Origin of the sequence: Bradyrhizobium huanghuaihaiense, from assembly GCF_007830635.1 — a bacterium.
GTDB lineage: Bacteria > Pseudomonadota > Alphaproteobacteria > Rhizobiales > Xanthobacteraceae > Bradyrhizobium > Bradyrhizobium huanghuaihaiense.
Window position 1 is genome coordinate 41781 of the sequence record NZ_VLLA01000030.1, and the last position, 11902, is coordinate 53682.

Consider the following 11902-nt stretch of genomic DNA (forward strand, 5'->3'; position numbering starts at 1 on the left):
CTTAGCCTTTCAAGATCTCGGGCGCAGCCTGCTTCACGGCTGCGACGATGTTGGGATAGGCGGCACAGCGGCAGATGTTCCCGCTCATATATTCACGGATATCGGCCTCGGAGCCCGCATGCCCCTCCTTCACGCAGGCAATCGCCGACATGATCTGGCCGGGCGTGCAATAGCCGCATTGGAACGCGTCATTGTCGACGAAAGCCTGCTGCATCGGGTGCAGGCGATCATCGGTGGCGAGGCCTTCGATCGTCGTGATCTCCTGCCCTTCGGCTGCGAGCGCCAGCGTCAGGCACGACACCACGCGGCGGTCACCGATCAGCACCGTGCAGGCGCCGCACTGGCCGTGATCGCAGCCTTTCTTGCTGCCGGTGAGACCCATATGCTCACGAAGTGCATCGAGCACGGTCGTGCGCGCATCGATGCGCAGGCGCCGATCCTTGCCGTTCACATGCAGCGTGACGTCGACCGGGGCTGACGGATCCTGCGCGGCCGGTGCGCGTGGGTCCTGCGCAGCCGCGCGTGCCGTCATCGGAACAAGCGCGCTGCCGGCAGCACCGGCCATGAACGCGCGTCGGTCGAAGCCGGATGGTCTGGAACTCGAGTTGTCGGGCATGAACGGCCTCCGCCGCTTTCGGATCAAGCGGCGCACACCTGCGCCGCTCCGCCCTTAACTGGGAGCGATGAGCCCCGTTCCGAATGAGAAAGGGCGGCGCAGCAGATGCCACGCCGCCCTCCGTCAACTTTTCCTGATCTTCTGCGAGGAACTTGTCCCGCGCCGGCGATCAGTAGCCGAGCGCGCAGCCATCCTTGCGCGGGTCCGAGCCGCCGGTGAGGGTGCCCTTGTCCCAATCGATCCAGATCGCCTGGGCGCCGCCGAGCGGGCCGACCACGCTGGTGGTCTTGTGGCCGAGCTTCTTCAGGCCCTCGACGATGTCGGCGGGAACGCTGTCCTCGAGCTGGTACTGGCCCTCGTAGTGCAGGCCGCGCGGCATGTCGATCGCCTCCTGCACGTCGCAGCCGTAGTCGAGGATGTTGGTCAGCAGATGAGTCTGGCCGGTCGGCTGGTACTGGCCGCCCATCACCGCGAACGACATCGTGGAACGGCCGCCCTTGGTGAGCAGGCCCGGCATGATCGTGTGCAGCGGGCGCTTGCCGCCTTCGATGCAGTTGGGATGGCCGGGCTGGATGCGGAAGCCGCCGGCGCGGTTCTGGAACAGCACGCCGGTCTTGTTGGAGACGATCGCCGAGCCGAAGGAGTGCGCGACCGAATTGATGAACGAGCAGACGTTGCGGTCCTTGTCCACCACCGTGATGTAGATGGTCGAGGGGTTCATCGGCGGCGCGACGTTCGGCAGGTCGAGCATGCCGTCCATGCGGATCTTGCTGATGTACTCGTCGGCAAAACCCTTCTCGAGCATCTCGGCGACGTTGATCTTCATGTGCTCGGGCGAGGCGACGTGCATCTCGCGGTTCATGTAGGCGATGCGCGCGGCTTCCGCCTCGAGATGGAAGCGCTCGACGCTCACGGGCGCATATTTGGTCAGGTCGAAGCGCGACAGGATGTTGAGCATCAGAAGCGCGGTGACGCCCGGGCCGTTCGGCGGGCACTGCCAGACGTCGTAGCCCTTGTACGCGGTGCCGATCGGCGTCGTCGTTTCGGTGGTGTGCGCGGCGAAATCGTCGAGCGTGTGCAGGCCGCCGATGCCGCGCAGGGTCTCGACCATGTCCTCCGCGATCGCGCCCTTGTAGAAGGCGTCGCGGCCGTCCTTGGCGATCGCGCGCAGCGTCTTGCCGAGCTCGGCCTGGCGGATGACGTCGCCGGCCACTGGCGGCTTGCCGCCCGGCAGCAGGTAGCGGACCGTGTTGGTGCCATTCTTCAGCTTCTCGAACTGGTTCTTCCAGTCGAAGGCGATGCGCGGGGCGACGACATAGCCCTCCTCAGCCGCCTTGATCGCGGGCTGGAGCAAACGGTCGAAGCCGAACTTGCCGTGATCGCGCAGCACGGTCGCGAAGGCGTCGATCACGCCGGGGATCGAGACCGCATGCGCCGAGGTCAGCGGCACGGAGTTGATCTTGCGCTCGAGATACCAGTCGGCGCTCGCCGCCTTCGGGGCGCGGCCGGAGCCGTTATAGGCGATGATCTTGCCTTCGCCGCGCGGCTGGATCAGCGCAAAGCAGTCGCCGCCGATGCCGGTCGACTGCGGCTCGATCACGCCGAGCAAGGCCGAGCCTGCCACGGCCGCGTCCACCGCCGTGCCGCCCTCGCGCAGCACCTCGATCGCGGCCAGCGAGGCCAGCGGATGCGAGGTCGCAACCATCGCGTTGGTGGCGTGGACCGTGGACCTGCCGGGGAAATGGAAGTTTCTCATCGAATTCTTGCTCTCGTTAGGCTTTCTTGAGGCTTTCTTGGCCGTGGATGCGCGCGCCGCGCCGTATCGGAAAAACCGGGTCTACATGACACATTCCGGCCGGTCGGGGCAATGCTGGCATACCAGGGAAATGGCAGCCATCCGCTGGGCGTATAGACGGGAATTAACGTTCGGCCATGCGGGTTTTCTGGGCGGCGGCCGCCTGCTAAACGAGCCGCCATGATCACCAAGGTCTGCGCCTTCTATCAATTCGCCGCCCTGCCCGATTACCGCGAGCTGCGCGAGCCGCTGCGCGCGCTCTGCGCCGGCCTTGTGCTGAAGGGCAGCGTGCTGCTGGCCGAGGAGGGCATCAACGGCACCATCGCGGGCACAGCCGAGGCGATCGACACGTTCGCCCGCGAGCTCGCACACGGCGCCCTGTTCGGCGGCCGGCTGAACAGCCTCGAATTGAAGTTCTCGACCGCGGAGGCGATGCCGTTCGGCCGGCTCAAGGTGCGGCTGAAGAAGGAGATCGTCACGCTGGGCGATGCGGCCGCCGATCCGACGCGTCAGGTCGGCACCTATGTCGATGCGCGCGAATGGAACGCACTGATCGCGGCACCCGACACGCTGGTGCTCGATACCCGCAATGCCTTCGAGGTAGCGATGGGCACGTTCGAGGGCGCGGTCGATCCCGACATCAAGAGCTTCGGCCAGTTCAAGGACTTTGCCGCGCAAAAACTCGATCCGGCCAAACACCGCAGGATCGCGATGTTCTGCACCGGCGGCATCCGCTGCGAGAAGGCGAGCGCACACCTGCTCGCCCGCGGCTTTGCCGAGGTCTATCACCTCAAGGGCGGCATCCTGAAATATCTGGAAGTGGTGCCGGAGGCACAGAGCCGCTGGCGCGGCGAATGTTTCGTGTTCGACGAGCGCGTTGCGCTGGGCCACGGTTTGCGGGAACGGGACAAGGACGCGGCACGTGACGAATGAGATCAAGACGCTGAGCGAGCGCATCGACACGCTGGAGATGCGCATCGCCTATCAGGACGACACGATCGAGACGCTGAACGAGACCATCACCGCGCAGTGGAAGCAGATCGACGCGCTGACCCGGAAGATCGCAGAGCTCGGCGAGCGACTGCAGCAGGCCGAGGCCCATGTGCCGGGACCGGCCAACGAACGCCCACCGCATTATTGAGCCATCTTACTCGCCGACCGCCTTGGGCAGCAGGTTCGCGACCTGGACCGACATCATCAGGCGGTCACGGCCGCCTTCCTTGGCGGCGTAGAGCGCCTGATCGGCCGCCTCGACAAGGGTGCCGACGCCGGCAGTGCGCTCCAGTGCCGGCCGGCAGGCCGCACCGCCGAGCGAAGCGGTGACGTAGCCTGACGCATGATTGCTGGTGTGGACGAGGCCCGCCCCGCGAATCGCCTTCCGGATCCGCTCGCCGATCCGCGCGCAGCCCACGGCATCGGTGTTCGGCAGCAGCATGGCGAATTCCTCGCCGCCGTAGCGCGCAGCGAGATCGCCGGGACGCTGCACCTCGGCCGCGATGACTTGAGCCACGACACGCAGGCAGGCGTCGCCCGCGGGGTGGCCGTATTCGTCGTTGTAGGCCTTGAAATGGTCGACGTCGATCATCAGCAGAGCAAGGCTGGACCGGTCGCGATAGGCCCGCGCCCATTCTTCCTCCAGCCGCTCGTCGAAGCGGCGACGGTTGGCAAGCCCGGTGAGGCTGTCTTCGGTCGCGAGCGTCTCGAGCCTGGTTTCCAGCGTCTTCTGCTCGGTGATGTCGCGCGAGATCGCGACCACGCCATCGACACGGCCGCTGTCCTTGCGCGTCACCCGCATCGTCGATTCGAGCCAGACTTCGCCCTTCTGCCGGTGCGAGTTACGGTAGGTGACGCGCGCCTCCTCCTTCTCGCCGCGCTTCATGGCGTCGACGAGGGCCTGGACCTGCGGCCGGTCTTCCTCGTGAATGCCGGCGAGCGCGTCCGTTCCGATCAGCTGATTGGCGCGCCAGCCGACGACGCGGACCGACGACGGCGAGACGTAGCGCAGCCGCTCGTCCAGCCCGATCCGGGTCACCATGTCGCTGGAGCCTTCGGCGAGCAGGCGGAAATGGGCTTCCTTCTCGACCAGGGCGGCCGCCATGCGCTGCCCGCGCTGCAACTGCCGCACCAGCACCGCGCCGATGATCGCGATCAGCATGACCAGCGCAAGCACGTAGAGCATGCGGGAAACTGCGGCGGCGCGCCAGGGCGCCAGCAGTGCGTCCTTGTCGACGGTGGCGAGCAGGAAGAACGGATAGCGGCCAGAGCGCTTGAAGAAGCTGACGCGTTCGGCGCCGTCCAGCGGCGACTTGAAGTGATAGGCGCCGCTCGGACGTTGCAGGCTCGGGTCGCGAAACAGCGGCTTGTCGGCGACGCTGCGTCCGACGAATTTCTCGTTGCTCGGGTAGCGTGCGACGATCAGGCCGTCGCCATGTGTCAGCGCCACGGAGCTGTTGCGGCCGATCTCGAACTGCTCGTAGAAACGCGACAGATATCCGGAGCTGATGGTCGCGAGCACCACGCCGCCAAAGCTGCCGTCCGCCTTGTTGAAGCGGCGCGACAGGGTGACGACCCATTCGCCATCGAGCAGGCTCTTCACGGGACGGCCGAGATGGGCCTCTCGTTTCGGGGAGAGCTGGTGATGGCGGAAGAACGCGTCGTCGCTGAGCGTCGAGCCGATCGTGCCGGGCGAGGTCAGCCAGTTGCCCTGGTCGTCGATGATGGCGAAGCTGTGCACGCGCTCCGTCGCCTTCTTGCGCACCTCCATGAGGTATCTGAGCTTGGCGATCGTGGCGGGGTCGGTGCCGTCCATCTCCAGCCGGCTGACGACGCCGACGACGCCCGAATCGAGCAGGTCGAGGCTGTCCTCGGCATGCTGGGTCAGCGAGCGCGCAACGTTCGCCATCTCGGTCTCGGCGCCCTTGAGCACAGCATCGCGCGCGGCCCATTCACGCCAGGCGCTGACGCCGAGGATGGTCGCGCAGGTCAGCACGACGAACGCCGCCGCACGCAGCGGCAGGCGGCTCCATCCGGCTCGTTGGGTAGCGCTCATGCGGCAGAGTTCTCCGATCGTTTCGGAAACTCTGCGGCTTCTCTTAGTGAACTCTGAAATCACTACCGGAATACGCGGCTATCTCCCCGCTTCCAGTAGTCTTACGGACGCCGGGATCAGCGCATTGCTAACAAGACCTTAGCAGGCCGATCGGAATCCGGCGTGCCACGCCGCTAGCTGAAGATCGCCTTAACCTTGTCCCAGAGCGAAGGGGCATCTGCCTCCGCATCGGCCTTCGACGGCATCGGCTGCGTGGCGCTGACGGGATCGGACGCCGGGAAGCTGTCCTCCAGTCCGGTATCGAGCTTGGCGTGACCATCGGCGGCGAGCGCCTCACGCAGATCGTCGGCGTGCTTGTCGTGCGGGGCGGGATTGAATCTCTCAGCCATGATCTCCTCCTTTGGCTGGTCAACGCGACCCGATTGCGCTGGTTCCCCTGTTCCGCTGAGCGCCGGGGCGGTGTATCAGGAGCCATAACCTCGTTCAGGACCATTCGTGCCCCAGCCTGCAAAAAAGCTCTTCATCGACGTGCTCTCCGGCCAGCGCCAGCCCGTCCCGCCCATGTGGATGATGCGACAGGCCGGCCGCTACCTGCCGGAATATCGCGAGGTGCGCGCCAAGGCCGGCGGCTTCCTCGATCTCTGCTTCAACCCGGAGCTGGCGGCCGAGGTGACGCTGCAGCCGATCCGCAGGTTCGGCTTCGACGCGGCGATCATCTTCTCCGACATTCTCGTGATCCCCTACGCGCTCGGCCGCTCGGTGCGCTTCGAGGTCGGCGAAGGCCCGCGGCTTGAGCCGCTGGACGATCCGGCGAAGGTCGCAACGCTCGCCTCGCAGGCGGACTTCAGCAAGCTCGCGCCGGTATTCGAGGCACTGAAGATCGTGCGCAGCGCGCTCGATCCCAGGACCGCGCTGATCGGCTTCTGCGGTGCGCCGTGGACGGTGGCGACCTACATGGTCGCGGGCCACGGCACGCCCGACCAGGCGCCGGCCCGGATGATGGCCTACCGGCATCCGGAAGCTTTCTCGAAGATCATCGACGTGCTGGTCGACAGCTCGATCGAGTATCTGCTGGCGCAGCTCGCCGCCGGCGCCGATGCCTTGCAGATCTTCGACACCTGGGCCGGTGTGCTGCCGCCGGCCGAATTCGTGCGATGGTCAACCGAGCCGACGCGGCGCATCGTGGAGGGCGTGCGGGCGAAGGCGCCGGATGCGAAGATCATCGGCTTCCCCCGGGGGGCTGCTGCGCAACTGCCCGGCTACGTCGAGGCAACCGGGGTCAACGGCGTCAGCATCGACTGGACCGCGGAGCCGGCCTTCATCCGCGAGCGCGTGCAAAGCAAGGTCGCCGTGCAGGGCAATCTCGATCCCTTGGTGCTGATCACCGGCGGCGCCGCGCTCGACCGCGCGGTGGACAACGTGCTCGCCAATTTCGCCGAGGGGCGGCTGATCTTCAATCTCGGCCACGGCATCCAGCCGGAGACGCCGATCGCCCATGTCGAGCAGATGATCAGGCGGGTGCGGGGCTGATTTTTCCGCCTCTCAAGCGGCGGAACAAAAAAGTGCGAAAACAACCCCATGCACAGTACAAATCATTGAAGAATTTCGCACGGCGCAGCTTCAGGTCCGGCAGCGACGAGGTTTGACCCGTCGGGCAAAACAGGAGCAGGATGGCATGATCCCGCCGCTGGCCCGTTTTGAGAAAGACCAGCGTGCCAACCGGCTTTGCCGAAGCGGGTTAGACGACGGCTCCTCACCAAACCCGTCATTGCGAGCCAACGGGTCCGCGCGAAGCGCGGCCCGATGACAGGCTCCGCGAAGCAATCCAGAATCTTTCCACGGGTGACAGTCTGGATTGCTTCGCTGCGCTCGCAATGACGCTGGAGATGTAGACCAGCGGCTCAGCGCGGCCGGCTGCGCTCGATGATCTCCGCCGCGCCCTTCGCCAGCAGATCGAGACCCACCGCGCGGCCGAGCTCGCGCGGGCGGTTGGCCGGCCCCGTGCGCGAGGCTTCGATGATGGTGTTGCCGGAGAGGTCGAGCACGGACGCGGTGAGCGACATCTGATCGCCCGCGATGGTCGAAAAACCCGCCACCGGCGAATTGCAGTGACCGTTGAGCACCCACAGCACCTCGCGCTCGGCATCGGCTGAGGCGTGCGCGGCGGGATCGTCGATCGACGACAGGATTTTTCGCGTCTGCCAGTCCTGCGCGGCGCATTCGACGGCGACGATGCCCTGCCCTGCCGCCGGCAGCATCTCCGCCGGCGTAAACTCGTAGGCGATGCGGCTGGCGAGTCCAACGCGATCGAGACCCGAGCGCGCCATGATCAGCGCATCCGCCGGCCCCACCGCGCCGCCATCGGGCAAGCGCTGCTTCTCGCCATTATCAAGCTTGCGTACGCGGGTGTCGGCCGCCCCGCGGAAGTGGATCACTTCGACATCGGGGAATAACCGCCGCGCATAGGCGGCCCGGCGCACCGCGTTGGTGCCAATCTTGAAACCTTTGCCGCGGGACTGGCGCAGCGCCTCAAGCGTCACGCCGTCGCGCAGCACCAGCGCATCGCTTGGCGGATCGCGCGACAGCGTGGCGCCGATGACGAGGCCGGGCGTGTCCTCGTTGCCCGGCATGTCCTTCAGCGAATGCATCGCCGCCTGCAATTCGCCCGACAACACGGCGGCGCGGATCTGTGCCACGAAGGCCCCGCCCTTGCCGCCATGCGGCAAGAGCTTGCTGGTCTGGTCGAGATCGCCCGTGGTGTCGAACTTGACGATCTCGACATCGAGACCGGGCACGGCGGCAGTCAGGCGGCGCGCGATCTCTTCCGTCTGTGCCAGCGCCATCGCGCTCTTGCGGGTGCCGATCTTCAGTCGCGTAGCCAAGCCGTTGTCCTTTCGAGCCGCAAATTAACGCGCATCCTCCAATATCATGTCGGAGGCCCTTTCGGCGATCATGATGATCGGCGCGTTGGTGTTCCCCGAGACGAGGTCCGGCATGACCGAGCCGTCGACGACGCGGAGACCGTCGAGCCCCCTCACCTTCAGTCGCTGGTCCACCACCGCGAGCGCGTCGTTGCCCATACGACAGGTCGAGGTCGGATGGTAGATGGTGCTGCCGCGCTCGCGGCAATAATCCAGGATCTCGGCATCCGTGGATACCTTCGCCCCGGGATCATACTCGCTGACCACGAACGGCTTCAGCGCCGGTGCGTTCAGGATCTTGCGCAGGATCTTGATGCCCTCGACGTTGGTGGTGCGGTCGGTCTCGGTCGACATGTAGTTGATGCGGATCTCCGGCGGCACGCTCGGGTCGGCGCTCTTGATGCGCAGGGAGCCGCGGCTCTCGGGACGGAGCTGGCAGATCGAGGCGGTGAAGCCGGAAAAATCATGCAGCTTCTCACCCATCTTGTCGGTCGAGAACGGCAGGAAGTGGACCTGGATGTCGGGCGAAGCGAGCCGCGGGCTGGTCTTGAAGAATGCGCCCGCCGTGCCGGCCGCAATCGTCAGCCAGCCCTTGCGGAACAGCGCATAGCGTGCGCCGGCCATGGTGCGGCGGAGGGGATTGTTGACGGTGTCGTTCAGCGTGATCTTCTGCGAACAGCGCATCACGATGCGGACCTGCATATGGTCCTGGAGATCGTGGCCGACGCCCGGCGCGTCCAGCACCACATCGATGCCGTGCTTGCGCAGGAGATCGCCGGGACCGACACCGGAGAGCTGCAAGAGCTGCGGCGAGTTGTAGGCGCCGCTCGACAGCACGACCTCCTTCCGTGCCCGCGCGCGGCGCACGGTTGCGCCTTGCCTGTACTCGATGCCGACGGCGCGACGACCCTCGAACAGCACGCGCTGACCGAGCGCCTCAGTCTCGACCTTGAGATTGCTGCGCGTCCGCGCGGGGCCGAGATAGGCGACCGACGTCGAGGCGCGGCGGCCGTTGCGCGTCGTGGTCTGGAACAGGCCGACGCCTTCCTGCGTCGCGCCGTTGAAATCGGGATTGTAGGGCAGACCGGTCTCGACCGCGGCGTCGATGAACGCTTTCGACAGCGGATCGGTCACGATCATGTTGGAGACCGGCAGCGGCCCACCCGTGCCGTGATACTGATCCGCACCGCGCGACTGGTTTTCGGCCTTCTTGAAGTAAGGCAGCACGTCGTCGTAACCCCAGCCGGTGTTGCCGAGCTGGCGCCAGCGGTCGTAGTCCTCGTGCTGGCCGCGGACATAGAGCAGGCCGTTGATCGAACTCGAGCCGCCCAGCGTCTTGCCGCGCGGCTGGAACACCTGGCGGCCCTTCAGCTCGGGCTCCGGCTCGGTCTGGTACATCCAGTTGACGGACTTCTCCTTGAACAGTTTTCCGTAGCCGAGCGGCACGTGGATCCAGATGTTGGAATCCTTCGGGCCGGCCTCGAGCAGGAGCACGCTGTGCTTGCCGTTCGCAGACAGGCGGTTGGCAAGCACGCAGCCGGCGGAACCGGCGCCGACGATGATGTAGTCGAATTCAGGATCGGTGGGGGCGAGAGAGGAATTTGCGTTCATGCGCTACTGTTCTTCTTGTTGTGTGGGCGTTTCCGCTTCGTCAGTAGCACAATCATGCGCGCACGCGCAGCGCCTCGACCAGCGACTTGAACGCACGGGCATATTCCGCGCCCGCCCTTGCGATGTCGGCGCGGCCGGCGCAGGCGACCGCGGCCTCGGTCACGGCACCGAGCAACAGCCGCGCCAGCGGCTCGACCGGCTGCCGCGCGATCAGGCCGGCCTCCATCGCTGCCGAGAGCGCACGCGGCATCTTGCCGCCAAAATGCCGCGCGTCGATCTCGCGCCAGCGCTCCCAGCCGAGCACGGCGGGGCCATCGCGCAGGATGATCTGGCCGGTCGGCCCCTTGGCGGTCGCGGCGAAATAATGCTGGATGCCGGCGACCATGGCGGCGAGCACGTCCTTCTCGGCCCGCGCGGTGCGGTCGATCTCGGCAACGAGGTCGCGCGAGACCTGGTCGAACACGGCTTCGAACACCGCCTCCTTGGTCTTGAAGTGGTGATAGACCGCGCCCTTGGCGACGAAGGCGCCTTCGGCGATCTCGTCCATGGTGGTCGCGGCAAAGCCCCGCGTCCCGAACAGCCGGCGCGCCGCCGTCAGGATCGCCTCCGATGTCGCCGCCCGCCGCTCCGCCTGTTTCGCCATCAGTCCTCGTCTGGAGCCGCGGGTGCTTGCTCAACCTCTCCCGCTTGCGGGAGAGGCACAGGCCGCCTTCGGCGGCCGTCCGCTTAGGAACGCCGAGGCGCCGCCTCGGCTATGGCGAAGCGCCGGGTGAGGGCTCTCTCCTCTTGGGGGTCTTCATTGCGGAGACACCCCCACCCCAGCCCTCCCCCGCAAGCGGGAGAGGGGGCCGACCTTCTTCGCGGACGCACCTCAATTTGATCAGGTGAAGCTCTAATCGAATTTGCCGCGAGCGGCCAGTTGACTTTTCGACTACCGGTCGGTATTTACCGACTATCAGTCGGTTTTACTCGTGAGGTGCTCCATGCCGAGCCGTGACATCGTCGAAGCTTTTGCGAAGCGGCTGGAGGATGGGGACTTCGTCGGCGCGATAGAACAATTCTACACGCCGGATGCCGCCACCTATGAGAACAACGCTGCACCTACGGTCGGCCGCGACAAGCTCGTTGCCAAGGAGCGCGGCGTGCTGGCGGCCTCCAAGGAGGTCAAGGCGGTCCGCATCGGGCCAAGCATGATCGAGGGCGACCATGTCGCGACGCGCTGGAGTTTCGGCTTCACCAATGCTGAAGGTGTCACGCGGACGCTGGACGAGATCGCATGGCAGACCTGGCGCGGGGATCAGCTGATCGAAGAGCGGTTCTATTACGACCCAAAGCAGCTGGGGCGCTGAGTTACACGCAACAGCACGCGATTGGTCTTGCTCATCAGCCAGCGTCTTCGTGATTTCAGCTTGGGTCACCCGGCGCGATCATCGCGTCCGCGAGCTTGCGCATCAAGCGCACGAGATCCTCGACATCCTGATCGTCCCAGCTCGCGAACATCCCGCCGACGATGCGCTCGCGCGCCCGGTCCACTGCGTCCGTCATGGCCTTGCCGCTCGGCGTGATGGTCGCTTCGCTGACGCGGCGATCAGCTTCGCTGGCATGGCGCTTCACCAACCCCAGGCTTTCCAGCTTCGCGACCTGCCGGCTCACCGTGGTGTAGTCCCGCCCCATCCGATCGGCGAGATCGACGACGCCGATCGGACCGCGCCTCTCGATGCCGACGAGCAGCGGAAACAGGGCGCGATCGAGCGATATGCCGGCCTCGCGGATCATCATCTCGTCGCCCTGACGGCGGTTCATGACGCTGATGATGTCGATCAACGCCTCGTGAAGCGAACGCACCTGTTTTTTAATATGTGTATTTTGCACCCTTCTTGACACTCCGGCTGCCCTCTGTTTAATATGTG

General features: G+C 65.9%; 12 protein-coding genes. 4 read left to right on the forward strand and 8 right to left on the reverse strand.

The window, feature by feature from the left end:
* Position 1: 1 nt before the first annotated feature.
* The gene (locus tag IQ16_RS37775; RefSeq protein ID WP_018645314.1) at positions 2-565 is read right to left on the reverse strand and encodes a (2Fe-2S)-binding protein; all 564 of its coding nucleotides are present in this window, start codon (positions 563-565) and stop codon (positions 2-4) included.
* Between the two features lie 220 nt (positions 566-785).
* Positions 786-2372, reverse strand: a complete 1587-nt coding sequence (ggt, locus tag IQ16_RS37780) for a gamma-glutamyltransferase (protein WP_018645315.1) — start codon at positions 2370-2372, stop codon at positions 786-788.
* A 219-nt stretch (positions 2373-2591) separates the two neighbouring features.
* Between ggt and trhO the strand changes: the two genes are divergently transcribed.
* Positions 2592-3344, forward strand: coding sequence for an oxygen-dependent tRNA uridine(34) hydroxylase TrhO (trhO, locus tag IQ16_RS37785; RefSeq protein WP_018645316.1), 753 nt, complete (start codon positions 2592-2594; stop codon positions 3342-3344).
* On the forward strand, positions 3334-3552 hold the full coding sequence (locus IQ16_RS37790) for a SlyX family protein (RefSeq protein ID WP_018645317.1): 219 nt from the start codon (positions 3334-3336) through the stop codon (positions 3550-3552). The genes trhO and IQ16_RS37790 overlap by 11 nt, the downstream gene beginning before the upstream one ends.
* A gap of 6 nt (positions 3553-3558) precedes the next feature.
* Here the strand turns inward: IQ16_RS37790 and IQ16_RS37795 are convergent, their stop codons facing one another.
* Positions 3559-5460, reverse strand: coding sequence for a sensor domain-containing diguanylate cyclase (locus IQ16_RS37795; RefSeq protein WP_018645318.1), 1902 nt, complete (start codon positions 5458-5460; stop codon positions 3559-3561).
* Between the two features lie 173 nt (positions 5461-5633).
* Complete coding sequence (locus tag IQ16_RS37800) at positions 5634-5849, reverse strand: hypothetical protein (RefSeq protein ID WP_018645319.1); 216 nt, start codon at positions 5847-5849, stop codon at positions 5634-5636.
* A gap of 106 nt (positions 5850-5955) precedes the next feature.
* Here IQ16_RS37800 and hemE point away from each other — a divergent pair, with 106 nt between their 5' ends.
* Positions 5956-6990 (forward strand): uroporphyrinogen decarboxylase, encoded by a 1035-nt coding sequence (gene hemE / locus IQ16_RS37805; protein ID WP_018645320.1) that lies wholly within the window; start codon positions 5956-5958, stop codon positions 6988-6990.
* 371 nt (positions 6991-7361) lie between these two features.
* Here the strand turns inward: hemE and hemC are convergent, their stop codons facing one another.
* The 3 genes from hemC to IQ16_RS37820 are packed head-to-tail and all read right to left on the reverse strand — an operon-like array spanning position 7362 to position 10635.
* Positions 7362-8342, reverse strand: coding sequence for a hydroxymethylbilane synthase (gene hemC / locus IQ16_RS37810; protein WP_018645321.1), 981 nt, complete (start codon positions 8340-8342; stop codon positions 7362-7364).
* Positions 8343-8366: 24 nt separating this feature from the next.
* A complete protein-coding gene (locus IQ16_RS37815; protein WP_018645322.1) occupies positions 8367-9992 on the reverse strand; it encodes a GMC family oxidoreductase in 1626 nt (541 codons plus the stop codon).
* Between the two features lie 52 nt (positions 9993-10044).
* Positions 10045-10635, reverse strand: coding sequence for a TetR/AcrR family transcriptional regulator (locus IQ16_RS37820; protein WP_018645323.1), 591 nt, complete (start codon positions 10633-10635; stop codon positions 10045-10047).
* A 340-nt stretch (positions 10636-10975) separates the two neighbouring features.
* On the opposite strand from IQ16_RS37820, the gene IQ16_RS37825 reads away from it, so the two are divergent.
* Positions 10976-11341 carry a nuclear transport factor 2 family protein gene (locus tag IQ16_RS37825; protein ID WP_018645324.1) on the forward strand — a complete coding sequence of 122 codons (366 nt, stop codon included), beginning with the start codon at positions 10976-10978 and terminating at the stop codon, positions 11339-11341.
* Between the two features lie 55 nt (positions 11342-11396).
* On the opposite strand, the gene IQ16_RS37830 is transcribed toward IQ16_RS37825, so the two are convergent.
* Positions 11397-11876 carry a MarR family winged helix-turn-helix transcriptional regulator gene (locus tag IQ16_RS37830; RefSeq protein ID WP_035667200.1) on the reverse strand — a complete coding sequence of 160 codons (480 nt, stop codon included), beginning with the start codon at positions 11874-11876 and terminating at the stop codon, positions 11397-11399.
* Between the last annotated feature and the right edge of the window lie 26 nt (positions 11877-11902).